The following is a 19,062-nucleotide window of genomic DNA, read 5'->3' on the forward strand; positions in this document are numbered from 1 at the left end:
GCTTTCCCGTGTTTTGTCTACCTATGCCCAATCAGACCATCAAGACCCCCTGCGTCGGCCTCTGCTCCACTGTTTACGGTGATTTGGTGTGCCGTGGCTGCAAGCGTTTCCATCACGAAGTGATCCACTGGAACGGTTACAACGAGGAAGAAAAACGCGCAGTGTGGTTGCGGCTTGAGCAGCTGTTGTCGCAGGTGATGGCTGCCAAGGTAGAAATTTTCGATCCCGCGCTGCTGAGAATGCAGCTGGAACAGCGCAAGATCCGCTTTGTGCCGCATCAGTCGGAGTATTGCTGGGCTTATCAGTTGATCGCCCGGGGCGCGCGGGTCATCAATAATCTGGAAGCCTACGGAATGGTGCTGCTGCCGGAGTTCCGCGACTGGAACCTGCCGGAATTGCGCGATGCCATTGATCGGGAATTTTTCCTGCTCTCGGAAGCGCATTACCAGCGCTACATTGCGCCGGGGTTCCTAAAAGACGCCTTCGGCGGCTGATTTTTAAAAGCTTCGCGGGCAAGCCTCGCTCCTACAGTCTTGCGTTGCTTACCCTGTAGGAGCGAGGCTTGCCCGCGAAGGCGATCGACCCGACGCCGAAAATCTCAATGCCGGGTCACGATCTCTTCCAGATGATCCATGATCTCGTCCGGCTTGAGCACCAGCACATCGCTTTCCAGCGCATCGAGCACCACTTCCGCCGTATTCCCGATCAACGCCCCGGACAACCCGGTCCGCGCCACCGTGCCGATCACCGTCACGGAGGCCCCCAGCTTATGGGCCATGAATGGAATCAATACATCCGCCGGGCCTTCCTCGATGTGCAGGTGGTCGTCGTCGATGTCGAACTCGGCCTGGAACGCCTGGCACTGCTCGCGGTAACGGGCCTCGATGGTTTCCTTGAGCTGCATCGTCGGGTCGGCCGCCGACAGCATCGGCGACGGATGGGCGCTGATTACGTGCAGATGGGCTTTGGCCAAGCTGGCAATGTCGTAGCCATGATCGATGATGCTGGCATGCAGGGTGCGGTGTTCGCCGTCCATGTTGCCGACATCGATGGCCGCCAGGATCACTCCACCGGTCCAGGGTTTGGCGGTTTTCACCAGCAGCACCGGAGTCGGGCAGTAGCGCAGCAGTTTCCAGTCCGCCGGAGTCAGCAGGGCCTTTTTCAGTGGGCTGTCGGGATAATGCTGCTTGACCACCAGCCCGCAACCTTCAGCCTGCTGCACATCGATAATGGTGTCGTGCAGGCTTTCGTTCCAGGCTTGCTCGGTGGTGACGTTGTACCCGTCCGCCAGCAGAGCCGCCTTGAGCACGCCGAGCATCGCGCTGTGATCATGCTTCTTATCGCAGACCAGCAGGTGCAGATGAGCCTGGGTCACGCCAGCGATCAATTTGGCCCGTTTGAGCGCCAGGCTTTCCGAGTGTTCGGGTTCAATGACCACCAGAATGCTGCGAATGGCTTGCATGATCGGGATCTCCAGGAAGGTAAAAACACTGCGTTGGACAACTATAGTTGCTGGTCGGGCATTCGCGACTTGATGCATATCAACGGTGGCGACTGGTGGTCTGTCGGCAGGCCGGTATAATCGGCGCCCTTCGTTTTGAACCTTTTATCCGTGAGCCCCATGATCCTTCCCGAAATTCACGAGTTCCTCGGCTGCCGCACGCCCGACGGTTGGGTCCAGGCCGCGCTGGCCGATCAGGAAACGCTGCTGATCGACCACAAAAACTGCGAATTCAAGGCGGCCAGCACGGCGTTGAGCCTGATTGCCAAGTATCACTCCCACGTCGATCTGATCAACCTGATGTCGCGTCTGGCCCGGGAAGAGCTGGTGCACCACGAGCAGGTCATGCGCCTGATGAAAAGGCGCAAGATTGAACTGCGCCAGCTGTCCGCCGGGCGTTACGCCTCGGGGCTGCGCAAAGTGGTGCGCAGCCACGAGCCGGTGAAGCTGGTGGATACGCTGGTGGTCGGCGCGTTCATCGAAGCCCGCAGTTGCGAGCGTTTCGAGGCGTTGGTGCCGCATCTGGATGAGGAGCTGGGCAAGTTCTATTTCGGCCTGCTGAAAAGCGAGGCCCGGCATTTCCAGGGGTATCTGAAACTGGCCTATCAATACGGTGACGCCAAGGACATCGCCCAGGTGATCGACAAGGTGCGCGACGCCGAACAGGCGTTGATCGAGTCGCCGGATGTGGAGTTCAGGTTTCACAGTGGTGTGCCGGTCGCGGCGTGACAACGTGTCATCTTCAATAATTGTAAAAAACTCTTAAAAGAATGAAACATCGCCAAAAACCGGCTTCCATGGCCGGTTTTTGCTGTCTGCGATAACCGTCCCTTCACCGATTGGCGCCATAATGCCGGCCATTTCATTCAAGGGTTGGCAGACGGTCATCATGGAGAGTCTGGGTTTTGGCAAAGTATTGCTGGTGGAAGACGACGAGAAGCTCGCCGGGCTGATTGCGCATTTCCTGTCCCAACACGGTTTTGAAGTCCGCGAGGTACACCGCGGAGATCTCGCGGTAGCCGCTTTCCTTGAATTCAAACCGAAAATCGTCGTACTCGACCTGATGTTGCCGGGCCAGAGCGGCTTGCACGTGTGCCGCGAAATCCGCAGCGTATCCGACACCCCCATCGTCATTCTCACCGCCAAGGAAGACGACCTCGATCACATACTCGGCCTGGAATCCGGTGCCGACGACTACGTGATCAAACCCATCAAGCCCCCCGTGCTGCTCGCTCGTCTGCGTGCCTTGCAACGCCGTCAGATGCCGGACAGCAGTGTGTGCAGCTCACTGGAATTCGGTCATCTGAGCATCGATCGCAGTTGCCGCGAAGTGCGCCTGGCGGGCGAGGGCATTGAACTCACCACCATGGAATTCGAACTGCTGTGGTTGCTGGCCAGCGCCGCCGGCAAGACGCTGTCCCGCGACGACATCCTCAATCGCATGCGCGGTATCGCCTTCGACGGCCTCAACCGCAGCGTCGACGTGTACATCAGCAAATTGCGCGGCAAGCTCAAGGACAACCCGCGCGAACCGGTGTGCATCAAGACCGTGTGGGGCAAGGGTTATCTGTTCAATCCGTTTGCGTGGGAGCTGTAAATGCTGCGGTTATTTTTGGGACTGTTTCTGGTGATGACGGTTGGCCTGGTACTGGGGCTGCAAACCGTCGAGCGCACGTTCGATGCGCTGCTCGACGGTCAGATGCGCAGCTACAACCAAGAGGCGGTGCGTGGTCAGGCCTGGTCGCTGGTCGAGCAATTGCGCGGCCTGGACAGTCCGGCCCGGGAGCGACAGCTGGAAGCCATACGCCCTCACTACGGTTTGGGCCTGGCTCTGGTCGAGACCGATCAATTATCTCTGACCGATCAGGAACAAGCCGAGTTGGCCCAGGGCCTGCTGGTGATGCGCGACAAATACACGCAGTTCATCTCGCGCATTGACGACGGTTCGCAACTGCTCAGCATCAAGCTGCCGGCCGAGCCGAGTCTGATGCCGTTCTACATTGCCGCGGCCTATCTGATGATCGCGGTGATGATCGGTTTTGTATTGTTTTTCTGGGTGCGCCCGCACTGGCGCGATCTGGAGACACTGCGCCTGGCCGCCGAACGCTTTGGCGATAACGACCTGTCGGCGCGTATCCAGTTGTCCAAGCGCTCGAACATTCGTGACCTGGCCGAACACTTCAACCTGATGGCCGCGCGCATCGAGGGACTGATCGCCAACCAGCGCGAGCTGACCAACGCGGTGTCCCATGAGCTGCGCACACCCATCGCGCGGTTGTCGTTCGAACTCGACCAACTCAAGCAACAGCCCGACCCAACCCAGAACCGCGAGTTGATCGCCGACATGTACGCCGACCTCGGCGAGCTGGAAGAAATGGTTTCCGAGTTGCTGACGTACGCCAGCCTTGAACGCGGTGCCACGGTGATTATCCGGGAGAACATTCAGGCCAGCCATTGGTTAGACAGCGTGGTGGGCAGCGTGACGCTGGAGGCTGAAGCCGCCGGGGTGCAACTGCTGATTGTCGAATGTCAGGTTGACGAAGTTCGTATCGAACCGCGCTTCATGGCCCGGGCAGTGATCAATTTGCTGCGCAATGCCATTCGTTATGCCGACCAGAGGGTAGAGGTGTCGTTGGTGCGTACCGGTGATCATTACGAGGTGCAGGTCAACGATGATGGGCCGGGCGTGCCGCTGGACGGGCGGGAGAAAATCTTCGAACCGTTCTCGCGCCTCGATGCCAGCCGCGACCGCCGCACCGGTGGTTTCGGCCTGGGCCTGGCGCTGGTGCGGCGGGTGTCTCAATCCCATGGCGGGCAAGTGGAAGTGGCGGATTCTCCGTGGGGCGGGGCGTCGTTTCGCATGACCTGGGCGCATTTGGATTAGCGGCTCAAACCCAGGCGTTCATGCCACTGGGCAATGGATTCTACCGGGTAGACCTCGAATTGCTGGTCCCCCGGATGCACCTCGACTTCCACCCACGGCGCCTTGGAGCCGAGCATCAGGTGCGTGTGCTCGGGCGGCACCGGCAACGGGGTGTCGATGGCCGAGGCAAACGGGTGAATCAGCTCCGGCCATTCAGGGCTGAACAGCCATAATCCCGAGCCGCACAGGGAACAGAAATGCCGCTCGGCGGTGCTGCGCCGGGCGCGCTTATCGCCTTCGTCCTTGAGCCGCGCATGGTAAATCGAGATGTGCTTGCGACCACGCACCTTGAGGCTCTGGGCGTCGCCCGCCAGGTTGATCGCATAACCGCCACCGCCCTGAGTCTTGCGACAGATGGAGCAGTAGCAACGCTGATAAGGGTAGGGGTGGGCGCTGGTCAGGCTGAACGACACCGCGCCGCAATGGCAGGAGCCTTCGAGCTGCATGGGGGCCTCCGATGGGGTTGGGATGACTCAAGACAGACTAGACCGTAAGCGTTTCTGGACAGTTGAATTTATGGTGGCCGTTCAGGCGCCTTCGCGGGCAAGACACAAGCGGGCTTGCTCGCGAAGAACGATGACGCGGTCTGCGCTACGAGCACTGCCCCTGCGGCACCCTCAGGCAATGAGCCTCGCGACCCTCCCACTTGGCGATCACCAGTGGCGCCAGTGCATTGCCAAGCACATTCAGGGCGGTGGTCGGCATCTCCATCAACCGATAAACCCCGGCAATGAACGCGATGCCTTCCAGCGGTAATCCGGCACTGGCCAGGGTGGCCGAGAGAATCACGAACATGAACCCCGGCACGCCGGCAGCCCCTTTGGACGTCAGGACCATGGTCACCACCAGCAACGCCTGATCGCCCAGGCTCAGGTCGATGCCGTACAACTGGGCGACGAACAAGGTGCCGATACCGAGAAACAGCGACGCACCGTCAAGGTTGAAGGAATAACCCACCGGCACCACGAAACTGACCAGCGACGGCGGCACGCCATAGGTCTCGAGTTTCTTCATCAGTTGCGGCATCACCGCCGCCGAGCTGGCGCTGGAGAAGGCCAGGACCAGTTCATCCTTGATGTGGCGCATCAGCGCGAACAGGTTGATCCCGCACAGTCGCGCCACCAGGTTGAGCACCACCAGCACGAAGAACGCGATCGCCACGTAGCTGACCATGATCAGCTTGGCCAGTGGCAGCAAAGAGCTGAAACCGAAGTTTGCCACGGTCACGGCAATCATCCCGAACACACCGATCGGCGAGTAGGCCATGATCATCGATGTGACCTTGAACATCGCTTCCGAGACACCGCGCAGCAACGCGATCAACGGCTCCTTGCGTTCGTTGCCCAGCTTCGAAACGCCGAGGCCGAACATCACGGCGAAGAACAGCACCGACAGCAGACTGCCTTGGGCCATCGCGTTGATGACGTTGTCCGGAATAATGCCGACGATGATTTGCCCCAGGCTGTGCCCTCCGGCTGCGCTGCTGGTCGGCAGGGTAACGGCGGCCGCCTTGAGGCTCGCCAGATCAGTGCCGGCACCGGGTTTTAACAGGTTGCCGATTACCAGTCCGACGATGATTGCCAGGGTGGTGATGCTGAAGAAATACGTCAGCGACTTGACCCCGATGCGGCCCAGGGATTTGCCGTCGCCATGACCGGCAATGCCGACCACCATGCAGGAAAACACAATGGGTACGACGATCATCTTCATCAGCTTGATGAAAATGTCGCCGGCCGGTTGCAGCAGGTTGTTCACCAGCCATGGACGAGACTCGGGAAAGCTGTGCAGCAGGGCGCCGATGGCAATGCCGGCGAGCAGGCCGATCATGATTTGCCAGACCAGCGCGATACGGGGCTTGTGCATGGGGGATGCCTCATTTGATGACATGATTATGAGTGTTGTTCTAGGCAGTCAATGAGCAGCCGTCCGATGGCTGTCGGGTGTTGCGATCAGCCGTCAGCGCAAGCGTTGGCACGCTTGTTCAAGTCGACGGCAACCTTCTTCGATCACGTCCAGCGAACTGGCGAATGACAGGCGGATATACGGCGACATGCCGTATGCCGCGCCGCTGACCGTGGCCAGGCCGTGCTCCCTGAGCAGGTAGGCGACCAGTTGCGTATCGCTGTCGATGCGCTCGCCGCTGGTGGTGGTTTTGCCCATCAACTCGCTGACGTTGGCGAACACATAGAACGCCCCGTCCGGTGGGGTGAAGCTCAGGCCGTTGATCGGTTGCAACAGTTCGAGCATGCGGTCACGGCGTTGTTGGTAAACCTTGCGCATGCCGGCAATCGGTGCCTGATCTCCGGCGAAAGCCGCGACCGCCGCCGCCTGGCTGACCGAACTCGGACACGTGGTGGTCTGCGACAGCAGTTTGCCGATGGCACCGATCAACCACGCCGGACCTGCGCCAAACCCAAGACGCCAACCGGTCATGGCGTAACCCTTGGACGCGCCGTTGACGATCAGCGTGCGCGGTTTCAGGTCTGGGGCGAGCAGGGTCAGCGACACATGCCGGGCGTCGCCATAAACGAACTGCTCGTAGATTTCGTCGGCCATGATCAATACGTGAGGATGCCGACGCAGGACGTCTGCCAGTGCCAACAGCTCGGTTTCGCTGTAGACCGCGCCACTCGGGTTGTTCGGCGTGTTGAGGATCACCCATTTGCTGCGCGGGGTGATTGCCTGCTCCAGCGCCGCTGGCGAGAGCTTGAAACCGTTGGATTCATCGCCGGGAATGATGACTGGAGTGGCGTCGTTCAACCGGGCGATGTCCGGGTAAGACACCCAGTACGGCGTGTGCACGATCACTTCATCGCCCAGGTTCAGTGTTGCGGCCAGGGCGTGGTAGATGATGTGCTTGCCGCCGCAGCCGGTAACCACTTCGTCGAGCCCGTAATTCAGACCGTTATCGCGCTCAAGCTTGAGGCAGATCGCTTTTCGCAAGGCGAGTGTGCCGTGGGTGGCCGTGTAGTGCGTGTCACCGCTGTGCATCGCGGTGCTGGCGGCGTCGAGGATATGTGCCGGGGTGTCGAAATCCGGTTCGCCCATGGTGAAGTTGACGATGTCCCGACCCTGGGCGCGCAACTCGGTCACCAGTGCGTTGGCGGCGATGCTCGGCGAAGGCTGAATGCCCAGCACCCGATCAGACAAGAATGAAGTGCTCATTGTGTTCCCCTTAATCGGCCAGGCCGGCCTGCTGCAAGACCTTGTCCATCCAGCTCTGGCGCAGGGCACCGGTGGCGATTTCGGCTTTGACTTGTTCTTCGTGGGCCGCATGTTGTGCCGCGCGACGCAGTACTTCGGCAGCATCGGCCTGGGAAAACGCCACCAGGCCGTCTTCGTCGCCGACCAGCAAATCGCCCGGTTGAACCGGCATGCCGCCAATCGACACCGGTACGTTGATCTCGCCCGGACCGCTCTTGTAAGGGCCGCAGTGCACGACGCTGCGGGCGTAGCAGGGGGTATCGTCGAAACTGGCGACATCGCGAATCGCGCCGTCAATCACGAAACCGACGCAGCCACGCTGCTGGGCGTAGAGCTTGACCAGTTCGCCGATCACCGCGTTGTTGGTATCGCCCTGGGCGTCCACCACCAACACATGGCCGGGTTGCAGCATGCTCATGGCCTTGTAGATCAGCAGGTTGTCGCCTGGACGGGTTTTGACGGTCAGGGCGGTGCCGACCAATTTGCCGCTGCGGTTGTAGCGGGTCAGGCCGCGAGCACCAATGTGCCGGCCGAGGTTGTCGCTGATATGCGGCGTGACCACATTGGCGAACGCTTCGAGCACTTCGGCAGCGGCCAGCGGTGGGTTGGGAAGAATGCGTGAACCGGGCAAGGACATGGCTGATCTCCTGAAGAATGAGTTAGCAGCCGATCAGGGCTGTGGCTCGATCTTAGGAGTGATAAACAAACAGTTTTAGCGATATTTTATTATGCGGTAGTATCGCTTTTTTTCATGTGGTGTTTGCAATGATCACCTTCAAGCAGATTGACGCGTTGTTCTGGATTGCCGAGTTGGGCAGCTTCGAAGCCGCAGCGAACAAGCTGAACATGTCTCAGTCGGCGATTTCCAAACGTATCCAGGAGCTGGAAGAAACCTTCGACGTGGAGATTTTCGACCGCAGCAAGCGCAACGCACGGCTGACCGAGAAGGGCGGCGAACTGCTGGATTACGCCAAGGATTTGCTGGAACGCCGTGACTATTTGCTGGAGCGGGTCAGCGCCCGTGAAGTATTGGTGCGCAGGTTTCGCCTCGGGGTCACCGAACTGACGGCGTTGACCTGGTTGCCGGCGCTGGTCGAGTCGCTGCGGCAGGCTTACCCCAAGGTGCAAATCGAGCCTTCGGTGGAACTGAGTAGCGAACTGTTTCGCAAACTGGAAAACGATCAACTCGATCTGGTCATCGTCCCGGATGTCTACAACGATGCGCGGTTCGTCAGCACCCCACTGAAGTCCGTCGAAAACGCCTGGATGTGCGCACCAGGTCTGATTACCGACCCGGATCCGGTGAGTATCGAGCGCCTGGCCGGTTGCACGGTGCTGACCCAGGGTTCGCAGTCCGGGACTGGCTTGATCTACGAGCGCTGGATGGCCTCCCACAACGTGCAGATGCCTAAAACCATCACCAGCCATAACTTGCTGGTGCAGGTCGGATTGACCTTGTCCGGAGTTGGCGTGAGTTATTTGCCCAAGGCTTGCCTGTCACACTTGATCGAACGAGGCGCATTGCGCGCCTTGGTGACGACGCCGGGCCTGCCACGGATTCGCTACGCCGCGTTGCACCGCACCGATCGTCAATTCGGTCTGAACCAGGATGTCGCGCAACTGGCGTTGCAGTGTTGCGATTTTTCGCGGCTGTTGCTCTAAGCGCTCTGTAGCCGCCGGGCTTGCCCGCGATGAACGATAGCGCCGTCTACCGGTTAGGCACCCGCCACAAATACCACGACGCCACCGTCCTATAAGGGCTCCATGCCAACCCGATATCAATCATCTGCTTGCGACTTGGCTGTTGTTCCAGCCCCTTTAGCCGGCGATATCCCTCACGCACCCCGAAGTCATCGGCCGGCAAAACGTCTGGCCGCTCCAGGCTGTAGATCAGCAGCATTTCCACGGTCCAGCGGCCCACTCCGCGCAAGGTGATCAGGCGCTCGATCAACGCTTCATCGTCCATCGCCAGCGCCGTGGCGTAGTCCGGCACCACGCCGTCCAGAGCCGCCTGGGCGATGCCCTGAATGGTTGCGATCTTGCTGGCGGAAAAGCCGCAACCGCGCATCTGCTCGAAGTCGGTCGCCAGGATCTGCTCGGGTCTGGGGAAGGTGCTCGCGGGAAACAACGCCAGCAGCCGGCCGACAATCGCATCGCCAGCCTTTGCATGCAGTTGCTGATAGGCAATCGCCCGCACCAGCGACTCATAAGGATCGCGCGCCGCATGGGGTTGATGCAGGCAAGGGCCGATGTCGCTGATGTGGCGCTGCCAGTCGGTATCGAGGGCCGAGAGAAATTCGCTGGCCAGTTGATAGGTGTCGGGCATGGAGCATCCTGAGGGGCGGGTGGCTGCGGGAAGACTAGTCGTCTCCCCGCAGCGCCGCACTCCATTGCTTGCGGTCAAACTTTGCCGGTCGGGGCCAGCAGGGCGTTCACTTGGCTGTAGGTGAAGGCCTTGAGGTGACTGCTGTCGAGCGTGCCGGTTTGCAGAAAACTTTTGGCCAGGCCGGCCATGGCGCCGTAGAGGAATTCGGCGATGCCCGAGCCGGCGCTCAAACGGCGCACGCCAAGGGCTTGCAGTTCTTCAGGCGAAGGCAGGCCCGGGAAGCCGAGCACGTTCAGCGGCAGCGTCGTGCCGTGGCACAGGGCGTCGATCTCGTACGCCGCCGTGACGCCAGCGGCGAACAGTCCGTCGGCACCGGCCGCCTGATACAACGCGGCGCGTTTGAGCGTCTCGGCGACGCGATCTTCGGCCGGCACCAGGCCCCTGAGGTACACGTCAGTGCGGGCATTGATGAACAGCTTCACATCCCGGCGATTGGCAACCTGGCGCGCGATTTCGATCTTGCGGGCCAGCAGGTCGGGCGAGGCAGCACCGTCCTCGATATTGATCCCCACGGCACCGGCGGCGATCACCGCGTCGACCACTTGCGCAACTCGCTCCAGGTCATCGGAATAACCCGCCTCAATGTCCACGCTCAACGGCACGCTGATGACCCGGGCGATGGATTCGACGGTGGAAACCAGCCGCTCAAGCGGCAAGGTGTTGCCATCCGGATAACCATGCACCCAGGCCACCGCTGCGCTGCTGGTGGCCACGGCTTTGCTGCCCAGCTGTTCCACCAGTCGCGCCCCGGTGGCGTCGGCGACGTTGGTCAGAATCAACAGCCCGCTCTGGTGCAGTTGATGGAATTGAGTGTCGAGTGTGTCCATTGAATGTCCCTCCTTATGACTTTTTATTGAAAAACAATGGAGTGATCAGAATGCCAGTTGTTGGGTGATTTGCACCGCGGCGCTTTCCAGCCTGAGCAGAAACGCTTTACGCGGTTGTCCACCACCATAGCCGGTCAACGAGCCGTCTGCGCCGATCACCCGATGACAGGGCAGCACAATCGCCAGACGGTTTTGCCCGTTGGCCATGCCCACGGCGCGACTGGCGCCGGGCTTGCCCAGTTGCGCGGCAATCGCGCCATAGGTGCTGGTCTGGCCGTAGGGGATCTTCATCAATTCGCTCCACACCTGCTTGGCGAACGCGCTGCCGGGCAGGTGCAGGGGCACGTTGAATTCGCTCCGTTTGCCGGCGAAGTATTGCGCCAGTTCCTCTTCGATCTGCTGCAAATGCCCGTTGTGTCCGGGGGCCACGGCGTAGCCATAATGGTTCTGCAGTTCTTCGATTTCCTTGGTCAATGCCGGTCGGTCGAGAAACTCCAATAGCACCAGCCCACGCCGTTCGACCATGGCGATCATCGGTCCCAGTGGCGTGGTCAATCGGGTGAACAGCAGCGGCTCGCTGTGGGCGGCGCGACCGGGGGTGATGTGGAATGACTTTTGAAACGCATCGCGAAAACCGCTCAGGGATTCATAGCCGGAATCGAACGCCGCGTTGTCGATGGATTCGCCCTGTTTGATGCCACCGAGGGCGATGCCCAGGCGTCGGCTGCGCAACCAGGCATGAAAGGTCATGCCGAAATGCTGCTTGAACCAGCGCCGCAGTTTCAGCGGCTCGATGCCCTCGGCGAGCAATTGGGCATCGGTCCAGCGCTGGTCGGGGTCGGCGTCGACGGATTTCAGCAGTCGTTGCACCCAGTCCGGTGCAATGGCCGCGGCGTCCAGCGGCTTGCACCGCAGGCAGGCCCGATAACCCGCCGACATCGCCTCATCGGCATGGGCGAAGAACTCGACGTTTTCCGGCTTCGGTTTGCGCGCCGTGCAACTGGGGCGGCAGAAGATGCCGGTGGTTTTGACCGCGGTAAAGAACACCCCCTCGTAGGCGGTGTCGCGTTCGAGCATGGCGCGAACCATCTCGGCGTGGGGCGGAAGCACAGCGTTTTGTAGGTTCATGGGCTGAGCATAAGCCGCGTTGCCTGGCGCCTCCACCGGAAAATCGACAGAGAATTTTTGTACCCTGAGCTACAGTCATCGGGTCACTGGCAATGCTGTAAACGATATTTTCAGGAATCCATCCCAATGCAAGCATTCACGATTAAGCACATCGATCATATCGTCCTGCGCGTCGAGGACCTCGAACGCAGCATCGCGTTTTACGGCGAGGTACTCGGCGCCGAACTGGTCAAGCGCCGCGACGATCTGGGCCTGGTGCATTTGCGTGCGGGCACCTCGATGATCGACCTCGTCGATATCCAGGGCGAACTCGGCCGCACGGGCGGGGCTGCCGCTGGTCGCGAACGGCGCAACGTCGATCACTTCTGCCTGCGCATCGAACCGTTTGACGAGGATGCGCTGGTCAGTCACTTGCAGTCCTTCGGCCTGAAACCCGAGAAAGCCGCCGTGCGTTTTGGTGCCGAAGGCAACGGGCTGTCGATCTATTGCTTCGATCCGGACGGCAACCAGGTCGAACTGAAAGGACCGTCCCAAGCGTAAAGGTCAGGCCCGTTTCGCCATCAACAGCACCGAAGCTGCCGCCGACAGCAACCCCGCGCAGCAACGGTTGAACATCCGCTTGCCCCGTGGTTCGGCGAACCAGCGGCGCATGTGCAGGCCCATGTAGGCGTAGGCGCTGATGGCAATCCATTCCAGCAGCAGGAACAACGCGCCGAGCACCGCGAATTGTGGCGCCACCGCCTGGGTCGGGTCGACGAACTGCGGCAGGAAGGCGGTGAACAGCAAAATGGCCTTGGGATTACCCGCTGCCACCAGAAACTCCTGCCGCGCCAGGGCCAGGATCCCCACTGGCGTGCCGGTGATGTGCTGCTCGGCCTCGGGATTGGCACGCCACAGTTGCCACGCCAGGTACAACAGGTAAGCGGCACCGATGATCTTGATCGCATAGAACAGCCATTCCGAGGTTTTCAGCACCACCGACAATCCGGCGGCGGCCAGGCCGATCATCCCGGCAAACGCCAGCAAACGCCCGACGCCGGCCACACAGGCACGACGATAGCCATAACGGGTGGCGTTGCTGACCGACAGCAGATTGTTTGGGCCGGGGGCCATGTTCAGGGCGAAGCAGGCCGGCAAAAACAGGAGGAGGGTGGCGAGGTCCATGAACGGGGCTCCAGGAACGAGAGCGGTATTTTTATCATGGGTGGTTGGTGATTTGGCCCATACAGCGGTGGATGCAAATAGCCGTACAGAGAAAAACACGGGACAGACCACGATTGTTCGGCATTTGCCTTGAATCGTGGTCTGTCCCTTTTTGCGTTCCTACGCCGGACGCGGTGCTTCTACGGGCGGGGTGCCGTCGTGGAACATTGTCTTCAGTTGAGCACGCAGTTCTGGTGAATCGGTGTGCTTGTGAACACTGACCGCATGCTGTGCCGCGGCCTCCAGCAGTTCGTTTTCAGAGTCTGCGGACAGGGCGACCGAGCATTTGGACGCGCTTGGGAACTCGCGGCAGTCGATGTATTTACGCGCCATGATCTTCTCCTCCCTACGATGAAGGCAGGCTGTGGCCTGCGTGAACGATCACTCGACGCGCCCCGCATCGAGTGTGCCGACTCTTGAAGTATAGGCCCGCCATAAGGTCCCTCGTGACAGTCTTGCAACCTACAGGGCGCGACATGCATCGCGGAACAGGCAAGGGTTGTTTTCTTCAATACAGCATTCCCCTGGCTCTTTACCTTGAGCCCTGGTTCAACTGAATTGAAGAAGGTATGCAATGAGTCTGATTCTTTCCATGGCGGCGTTTGCCTTGGTCGCTTCCATTACACCGGGGCCGGTGAACATTGTGGCGTTGAGTTCGGGGGCGCAGTTCGGTTTTCGCGCCAGTCAGCGACATGTCGCCGGAGCAACGCTGGGTTTCGTTTTATTGCTGGTATTGATGGGATTGGGGTTGCATGAGGTATTGCGGTTGTGGCCGGCGCTGACGCAAGTGGTGCAACTGGCGGGTGTTGCGTTTCTGTTGTTCATGGCCTGGAAACTGGCGGCGGACGATGGCCGCATCGATGCGGATAAATCGCGCCGGGCGCCGTCGATGTTATATGGCGCGATGATGCAATGGCTCAATCCGAAAGCCTGGCTGGCCTGTGTAGCGGGCATGGGCGCGTTCGTCGCGGACGGTGAGGCGCGGCTGGTCTGGCAGTTTGCGGCGGTGTATCTGGTGATCTGCTATGTGTCAGTCGGCTGTTGGGCGTATGCCGGGACATGCCTGCAGGGTTATCTGAATAATCCTGTAGGCATGCGATGGTTCAACCGGCTCATGGCATTGTTGCTAGGGCTGAGTGCGGTGTATTTGTTGCTTTCCTAAGCAACATACCCTCAGTCATTTACCTTAATCGAGTCCGTGCAGCAAACTGAACTCTTGTTTTGTCAGCGGTGTGAACCGGTTGTTTCGAAGCTGGCTGATGGCATACAGGGCACGACCCGTACGGCCATTACCGTCGCCTAGACCGTGGAAACCTACGACGGTCGCCAGCAACTGTTTGTCGAAATGCTCATGACTGGAGTTCAGTGTTTTCAGATGTTGTTCCATCGCGGCGAATCCACTGATGTTGCTAGCGTATTTCTTGTCATTGACGCCCACGCGCACGACGTCCGAGGTGGCTGGCGCGATACGGGCATGCAGCTGTTTGATCACGGTCGGATCAGTCAGTGTTTTTTGATTGCCGGCGTACTCGCGCAGTACCGCAACGATGCTGTCGAGGTCGTTGCCAGGGGAGGTAGAACCATTGACGATCCAGGCGCCGGCCCTTTGCGAGTTATCGGTAAAGCCCATTGGATTGAAGGCTGATTCTGGCATGACCTGATTAAACGGTGCCTTGCCCAGGTCTTGCTGTAATACATTTTGTTGGTAATTCTTCATGTAGGTGACGTTTTTCGCTTCGATCTGGGCAAAGGTTGCCAGTGTATCGGCGTAACCTTGAGCACCGGATGCGGAGCGGGCGCTGGTGTAGCTGTATTGATTTTTTTCCAGGACAGCCTTGAAAAGATCATCAACAGGCGCTCGACCGATCAATCCCTGCAGATCTTGCGCTTGCTTGAGTCCGAGCGCTGATTCAACGAGCGCATTGTTGAACAGATGCTCCAGTTCGGACGGCAGAGCGCCATCTGGCAGTCGACTGTTCTTGTTGCCCAGGCGGGTCACAATCTGTTCAACGGTTTGAATGCTGTCGTCCTTGAACAGCGCTCGACCATGGGCAACCGTGTCCAGCGACATTCGAATCCGGGGGCCTGCGCCGGTATGGTTGATGGCCCGGAGTAGATCATAGCTGTTCGCGCCCGTCAGATAGCGCAACTGCCGCCGAGCCAGATACGGGGTGGAGAGCGCATGAGCGCCTAGTTTCTTCACGCCCCGAGCCAATAGTTTTCCGCCGCCCTTGAGCAGTTGAGGCACTCCGTCAATGGGGTTGAAAAGGCTGATGACAGTACTGCCAACAACTTTGGACGTGGAAAGGAGTTTGGAGACCAGGGTCGTGGCCTTGGCGCTGATAGCGGTAACTTTAATGCCGACGACGGCAAAGGAAACAGCGAGGGCCGCCGCGTCCATGACACAGCCGTGAATAGCGCGGTTTTGTCGGGCAGCAACCCCCGAGGAAAGCTCCTCGACGCACTCCTTGAACGGAATGATCAGGTTCAGAATGAATGTGAAGATGGCGTCGGTCTTTTCAATCGCTTTTTCCCGTCGTGTCTGATCGAGGCCCAGTTGCATCAGTTCATCTACAGTGAAATAGGGGTTCTTTTTTGCAATAAGGCCGCTGATTGCTTCTTTTCGCGTGGAACGAAAGTAGCGGTTCGGCGAGGGGGTGCCTGCACTGGCCGACGATGGGTTGAATTCACCGATCTTGCGGATGAAAAAGGCGGACCGGGAATAGCTGCGGGGGGCCGTGTTCGCTCGATAAGCCTGTATATCCAGACGGCCTTCCAAATGGTGTTTGTGGTTCACAAACGTCGCTACAGCGGACCCACTGGCCATGAAGAGAGGGCGAAACACTTCGCCAAGTTCCTCGCTGTATACGCATTCCGTCCTCATTGGAAACAGTTGATAACAACGAAGCTCTGAATCAAGTACCGCACAAATGAGAACGCCATAACGGCCCGTCTTCCCTGGAACGGGCGTCGCTGGTCTTGCTACGCCCGTCGGGTTGGGAATATTGGTAAATCGGGTGGTTGTGTATTCCTGAACACTATAGATACCTAGATGGCCGTCCTCGATGAACGACCTGTCCTTCGGGCTTAGTTGCGAAAAGGTGACGTTGATAATGGCCGACAATGCTTCGGTCATTGAGTTGTGATGATTGTGGACCGCTTGCTGAAATAAATCCGCAACGGGGTACATGTCAGCCAGATCAGGAAAGGACTCGTAAATGCTGGTGCCTTTGGCTCGATCCCAATCCTGGGTGTGAAGCTCGTCGCCCAGGTAAAGATCGACAACCGATACTCGCCTTCCCGCGCCGCCGCCCGTTCCGCGATGTTTGACCAACAGTTCCTCGGGGTCACAATCCGGCACTTGGGATTTCAGTTCTTTAAGCGCGAGCGCCTTGCGATGGGGCAGCGGTTTGCCCAGATCAATCAAGGCGCTCGTCATCATGTCCGCATGTTGCTTGTACTCATCCATCGCCACCGTAACGGCTTGCTGATTGAGGTTGCCCTCTGAATCCCGGGAGATCAGGTCGTTCATCAGCGCCCAAGTGATCACCGGGTCAGCCGAGTGCGCGGCAAACACTGCTTTGAGCTCGGGTGTCAATTGCGATGCGCGGGCGAACCCCAGCAGGTGTTGGTAGGCCATGCTCCGGGAAACACCGGGGGTGATCGCTTCGGCAAAGTGTACGGCCTGGGTGAAGACGACCCACGCCGGTGTGCCGATACGCAGATTGGACGGCAGTTCATGGGCAAGATATTCCGGCGCCATGCCACCCAGGACCCATTCCGCGACGAGCGGGGCAATCATGGCGTCGAGCTTGAGTTGGCTGACCAGATGCTGTTCAAGTTGCGTGCGGACCGCTGAGGGGGAAAGCAGCAAATGACGTTTCGAGTAGAGGTCAAAACCTGCAAACGAGGTATTGGCGCTGTCCAGTTCCGGATCAAGGTCAAGCAGCATCACCGCAATCATCAGCTGTTCGATGAACTGCTCGGTGGGCTTGGGGCCGTTTTCATCAGCGAACCAGCCTAATGCCGTCATGAACGCATGCCCATTATTCGCGCTCGACACTGCAATATCGATCAGCCGTGTCAGACGGTAACCTTGGCTGGTGGGCAGTTTGTCGGCGGAAAAGCTTTCAAGTTTCAGCGCATGGCCATAAAGCGAAACCAAAGGAAGTTCGCCTCCGGTTTCTTCCTCGATCACATCGCGAATGAGGGCGCGATTTTTCTCCGTGAGTTCGAACGGTGAGTCTTTGGGAGGGCTCAGCAACTCCCAGTAGTTCCCATAGGGCGACGGTGCTGGAAGGGGGGTGACATTCAGTAAGTCAATTAACTCTTTTGCACTTTCCACGCTGGCCGGAAGTGGCAAGCTGTGAAAACGCAACCACTGGCTTATTGTGATTTTTTCGGTGGACGTCACCCATCCGCCAGTCAGCTTGGCACTGCCTGAAAGGAGGCGTAGTTGTTCATCGATATCGGCAACGCCAGTGAAGTGATGGGCGATATCGTTACGCTCGGAGAAGAAGCTGACAGTGATCAGCTCACCGTTGGTTTCACGGGTACTGATGTTGTCATAGGAATAAAAGAGTTGGCCGTGTTCATTGACATGAAAGATGTTTGTTCGGGAGATGCCTTGTTCGACCGCGATTTTTTTGAAGTCGGGTTGCCGGCTGAGCCTCGCCAGGCAGGTAGTAGCTGGACGATGTAGTTGGGAGAAGTCGGAATTCGGGTCACAGGTAACGGATACACGATCCCACGACCATCCAACGGTTGCCATGACGTCTTCATCGCTGAGGAAGTTGGCGATGGCTTCAATGACTAATTGTTTTTCGCGTTGGTTGCTGGAATGAAATACGTTGTTGTTCGGCGTGTTCAAGTAAGAAGCTCCATCTTCTGATATTGGGTTGTAGCGTGGGAAGGGAGCTTAAATAAGAGTTTGGAGTGTTGTCATATTGGTTATATGACTTTGTATGAATTTTACCGGCATGGCTCGTGGGTTTATATTAACTAACCTGTTTTTGACAGGGGGCGCATGTCGACATATTAACTTACCCGCGATATTGCCCTGGTGTCGCCGCCAGATGTTGCTTGAACGCCCGCTGAAAATGCGCCTGATCAGCAAATCCGGCCTCCAATGCGACATCGGCGATCAGCCTGCCGCTACGCAGTCGATCCCGGGCGAACTGGATGCGCCGGTTGACCAGAAATGCATGGGGCGTCATGCCGTAATGCTGTTTGAAGGCGCGGATAAGGTAGGACGGCGACAGTTGCGCCGCTTCGCAAATGTCTTCGAGCTTGAGCTGATGCGTGCAGTTATCGCGGATGTAGTCGGCGGCCCGTTCGAGCTTGAAATTGGGTTCGCGCAGCGGTTGATCGACCGGGTTGAGCCGCTGTTGCACCTCGGTGAAAAACTCCACCGCCGCGCTGTGTTTGCGCAGCACGTCTTGCTGCTGATCGATCAACACCTCGTATACGCTCCTCAGGCCGGCGAACAGCTCGAGATCGCGATTGTGGGTGATGGAAAACCGGCGAAACGCCGAATCCTGGCTGAAGCCGAGCTGATGCTGCAAGTCAGTCAGCCAAGGCGTCTCGACGTACAGCATCAGGTACGACCAAGGCTGGTCATCGATCGGATTGCAGGCATGCACATCGCCGGGGTTCATCAACACCACGGTACCGGCGCTGACCTGAAACTCCGATTGCTCATGGATGTAGGTGCTGCGCCCAGCGGTGATAGCACCGATGGAAAAGTGTTCGTGGGAATGCCGGGCGTAGCAGACCTCGCGGCCGTCGGCGATGGAGCGGGCTTCGATGAAGGGCAGGGCGTCGTCGCGCCAGAAACGCGGGGCTTTGTCTGCATCTTTGGCGACGGTGTGCTTCATCTCGATGTCCTTGG

Annotated in this window: 19 protein-coding genes; 7 read left to right on the forward strand and 12 right to left on the reverse strand. The window is 58.9% G+C overall.

Going from position 1 to position 19,062, the window contains the following annotated elements; all coding sequences use genetic code 11:
- The first annotated feature begins 23 nt into the window (after window positions 1–23).
- Window positions 24–494, forward strand: a complete 471-nt coding sequence (locus tag F475_RS06940) for a DUF1289 domain-containing protein (RefSeq protein WP_007937731.1) — start codon at window positions 24–26, stop codon at window positions 492–494.
- Window positions 495–598: 104 nt separating this feature from the next.
- On the opposite strand, the gene F475_RS06945 is transcribed toward F475_RS06940, so the two are convergent.
- The gene (locus F475_RS06945) at window positions 599–1,462 is read right to left on the reverse strand and encodes a universal stress protein (RefSeq protein ID WP_064618244.1); all 864 of its coding nucleotides are present in this window, start codon (window positions 1,460–1,462) and stop codon (window positions 599–601) included.
- Window positions 1,463–1,621: 159 nt separating this feature from the next.
- Between F475_RS06945 and F475_RS06950 the strand changes: the two genes are divergently transcribed.
- The 3 genes from F475_RS06950 to F475_RS06960 all read left to right on the forward strand — a co-directional run bounded on the left by F475_RS06950 (window position 1,622) and on the right by F475_RS06960 (window position 4,385).
- Entirely contained in the window at window positions 1,622–2,230 is a 609-nt protein-coding gene (locus F475_RS06950; RefSeq protein WP_018929651.1) for a tRNA-(ms[2]io[6]A)-hydroxylase, read from the forward strand.
- A 160-nt stretch (window positions 2,231–2,390) separates the two neighbouring features.
- Window positions 2,391–3,098, forward strand: coding sequence for a winged helix-turn-helix domain-containing protein (locus F475_RS06955; RefSeq protein WP_064621290.1), 708 nt, complete (start codon window positions 2,391–2,393; stop codon window positions 3,096–3,098).
- Window positions 3,099–4,385 carry an ATP-binding protein gene (locus tag F475_RS06960; protein ID WP_111453527.1) on the forward strand — a complete coding sequence of 429 codons (1,287 nt, stop codon included), beginning with the start codon at window positions 3,099–3,101 and terminating at the stop codon, window positions 4,383–4,385.
- On the opposite strand, the gene F475_RS06965 is transcribed toward F475_RS06960, so the two are convergent.
- The 4 genes from F475_RS06965 to F475_RS06980 form a co-directional block, all read right to left on the reverse strand.
- Entirely contained in the window at window positions 4,382–4,870 is a 489-nt protein-coding gene (locus F475_RS06965) for a GFA family protein (protein WP_111453528.1), read from the reverse strand. The genes F475_RS06960 and F475_RS06965 overlap by 4 nt on opposite strands.
- 145 nt (window positions 4,871–5,015) lie before the next feature.
- Window positions 5,016–6,287 carry a cation:dicarboxylate symporter family transporter gene (locus tag F475_RS06970; protein WP_018929647.1) on the reverse strand — a complete coding sequence of 424 codons (1,272 nt, stop codon included), beginning with the start codon at window positions 6,285–6,287 and terminating at the stop codon, window positions 5,016–5,018.
- A 93-nt stretch (window positions 6,288–6,380) separates the two neighbouring features.
- The gene (locus F475_RS06975) at window positions 6,381–7,589 is read right to left on the reverse strand and encodes a pyridoxal phosphate-dependent aminotransferase (protein WP_111453529.1); all 1,209 of its coding nucleotides are present in this window, start codon (window positions 7,587–7,589) and stop codon (window positions 6,381–6,383) included.
- A 10-nt stretch (window positions 7,590–7,599) separates the two neighbouring features.
- A complete protein-coding gene (locus F475_RS06980) occupies window positions 7,600–8,265 on the reverse strand; it encodes an RraA family protein (protein WP_111453530.1) in 666 nt (221 codons plus the stop codon).
- Window positions 8,266–8,393: 128 nt separating this feature from the next.
- Here F475_RS06980 and F475_RS06985 point away from each other — a divergent pair, with 128 nt between their 5' ends.
- Window positions 8,394–9,290 carry a LysR family transcriptional regulator gene (locus F475_RS06985; protein WP_018929644.1) on the forward strand — a complete coding sequence of 299 codons (897 nt, stop codon included), beginning with the start codon at window positions 8,394–8,396 and terminating at the stop codon, window positions 9,288–9,290.
- Window positions 9,291–9,336: 46 nt separating this feature from the next.
- Here F475_RS06985 and F475_RS06990 read toward each other — a convergent pair whose 3' ends face one another.
- From F475_RS06990 to F475_RS07000, 3 genes are all read right to left on the reverse strand, one after another.
- A complete protein-coding gene (locus tag F475_RS06990) occupies window positions 9,337–9,954 on the reverse strand; it encodes a DNA-3-methyladenine glycosylase (RefSeq protein WP_111453531.1) in 618 nt (205 codons plus the stop codon).
- 74 nt (window positions 9,955–10,028) lie between these two features.
- Complete coding sequence (locus tag F475_RS06995) at window positions 10,029–10,841, reverse strand: isocitrate lyase/phosphoenolpyruvate mutase family protein (RefSeq protein WP_018929642.1); 813 nt, start codon at window positions 10,839–10,841, stop codon at window positions 10,029–10,031.
- A 45-nt stretch (window positions 10,842–10,886) separates the two neighbouring features.
- Complete coding sequence (locus tag F475_RS07000) at window positions 10,887–11,969, reverse strand: bifunctional transcriptional activator/DNA repair enzyme AdaA (RefSeq protein WP_111453532.1); 1,083 nt, start codon at window positions 11,967–11,969, stop codon at window positions 10,887–10,889.
- A 126-nt stretch (window positions 11,970–12,095) separates the two neighbouring features.
- Here F475_RS07000 and F475_RS07005 point away from each other — a divergent pair, with 126 nt between their 5' ends.
- Window positions 12,096–12,509, forward strand: a complete 414-nt coding sequence (locus F475_RS07005) for a VOC family protein (RefSeq protein ID WP_018929640.1) — start codon at window positions 12,096–12,098, stop codon at window positions 12,507–12,509.
- Between the two features lie 3 nt (window positions 12,510–12,512).
- On the opposite strand, the gene F475_RS07010 is transcribed toward F475_RS07005, so the two are convergent.
- Both F475_RS07010 and F475_RS07015 read right to left on the reverse strand, forming a co-directional pair.
- Complete coding sequence (locus tag F475_RS07010) at window positions 12,513–13,133, reverse strand: LysE family translocator (RefSeq protein WP_019579340.1); 621 nt, start codon at window positions 13,131–13,133, stop codon at window positions 12,513–12,515.
- 159 nt (window positions 13,134–13,292) lie between these two features.
- A complete protein-coding gene (locus tag F475_RS07015) occupies window positions 13,293–13,505 on the reverse strand; it encodes a DUF1059 domain-containing protein (protein ID WP_007937743.1) in 213 nt (70 codons plus the stop codon).
- 241 nt (window positions 13,506–13,746) lie between these two features.
- On the opposite strand from F475_RS07015, the gene F475_RS07020 reads away from it, so the two are divergent.
- Window positions 13,747–14,334 (forward strand): LysE family translocator, encoded by a 588-nt coding sequence (locus F475_RS07020; RefSeq protein ID WP_018929638.1) that lies wholly within the window; start codon window positions 13,747–13,749, stop codon window positions 14,332–14,334.
- Between the two features lie 24 nt (window positions 14,335–14,358).
- Here the strand turns inward: F475_RS07020 and F475_RS07025 are convergent, their stop codons facing one another.
- Both F475_RS07025 and F475_RS07030 read right to left on the reverse strand, forming a co-directional pair.
- Window positions 14,359–18,042: a hypothetical protein gene (locus tag F475_RS07025; RefSeq protein WP_111453533.1), complete on the reverse strand. Its 3,684-nt coding sequence runs from the start codon at window positions 18,040–18,042 to the stop codon at window positions 14,359–14,361.
- Window positions 18,043–18,214: 172 nt separating this feature from the next.
- Window positions 18,215–19,048 carry an AraC family transcriptional regulator gene (locus tag F475_RS07030; protein WP_018929636.1) on the reverse strand — a complete coding sequence of 278 codons (834 nt, stop codon included), beginning with the start codon at window positions 19,046–19,048 and terminating at the stop codon, window positions 18,215–18,217.
- Window positions 19,049–19,062: the final 14 nt, after the last annotated feature.

The organism is Pseudomonas sp. URMO17WK12:I6 (assembly GCF_003253625.1).
GTDB lineage: Bacteria > Pseudomonadota > Gammaproteobacteria > Pseudomonadales > Pseudomonadaceae > Aquipseudomonas.

Coding starts and splice junctions, on each gene's coding strand:
- F475_RS07000 (WP_111453532.1), bottom strand. CDS start 11,969: ATGAACCTACAAAACGCTGTGCTTCCGCCCCACGCCGAGATGGTTCGC.
- F475_RS07005 (WP_018929640.1), top strand. CDS start 12,096: ATGCAAGCATTCACGATTAAGCACATCGATCATATCGTCCTGCGCGTC.
- F475_RS06985 (WP_018929644.1), top strand. CDS start 8,394: ATGATCACCTTCAAGCAGATTGACGCGTTGTTCTGGATTGCCGAGTTG.
- F475_RS06995 (WP_018929642.1), bottom strand. CDS start 10,841: ATGGACACACTCGACACTCAATTCCATCAACTGCACCAGAGCGGGCTG.
- F475_RS07010 (WP_019579340.1), bottom strand. CDS start 13,133: ATGGACCTCGCCACCCTCCTCCTGTTTTTGCCGGCCTGCTTCGCCCTG.
- F475_RS07015 (WP_007937743.1), bottom strand. CDS start 13,505: ATGGCGCGTAAATACATCGACTGCCGCGAGTTCCCAAGCGCGTCCAAA.
- F475_RS06950 (WP_018929651.1), top strand. CDS start 1,622: ATGATCCTTCCCGAAATTCACGAGTTCCTCGGCTGCCGCACGCCCGAC.
- F475_RS06960 (WP_111453527.1), top strand. CDS start 3,099: ATGCTGCGGTTATTTTTGGGACTGTTTCTGGTGATGACGGTTGGCCTG.
- F475_RS06945 (WP_064618244.1), bottom strand. CDS start 1,462: ATGCAAGCCATTCGCAGCATTCTGGTGGTCATTGAACCCGAACACTCG.
- F475_RS06980 (WP_111453530.1), bottom strand. CDS start 8,265: ATGTCCTTGCCCGGTTCACGCATTCTTCCCAACCCACCGCTGGCCGCT.
- F475_RS06965 (WP_111453528.1), bottom strand. CDS start 4,870: ATGCAGCTCGAAGGCTCCTGCCATTGCGGCGCGGTGTCGTTCAGCCTG.
- F475_RS06990 (WP_111453531.1), bottom strand. CDS start 9,954: ATGCCCGACACCTATCAACTGGCCAGCGAATTTCTCTCGGCCCTCGAT.
- F475_RS06940 (WP_007937731.1), top strand. CDS start 24: ATGCCCAATCAGACCATCAAGACCCCCTGCGTCGGCCTCTGCTCCACT.
- F475_RS07030 (WP_018929636.1), bottom strand. CDS start 19,048: ATGAAGCACACCGTCGCCAAAGATGCAGACAAAGCCCCGCGTTTCTGG.
- F475_RS06975 (WP_111453529.1), bottom strand. CDS start 7,589: ATGAGCACTTCATTCTTGTCTGATCGGGTGCTGGGCATTCAGCCTTCG.
- F475_RS06955 (WP_064621290.1), top strand. CDS start 2,391: ATGGAGAGTCTGGGTTTTGGCAAAGTATTGCTGGTGGAAGACGACGAG.
- F475_RS07020 (WP_018929638.1), top strand. CDS start 13,747: ATGAGTCTGATTCTTTCCATGGCGGCGTTTGCCTTGGTCGCTTCCATT.
- F475_RS06970 (WP_018929647.1), bottom strand. CDS start 6,287: ATGCACAAGCCCCGTATCGCGCTGGTCTGGCAAATCATGATCGGCCTG.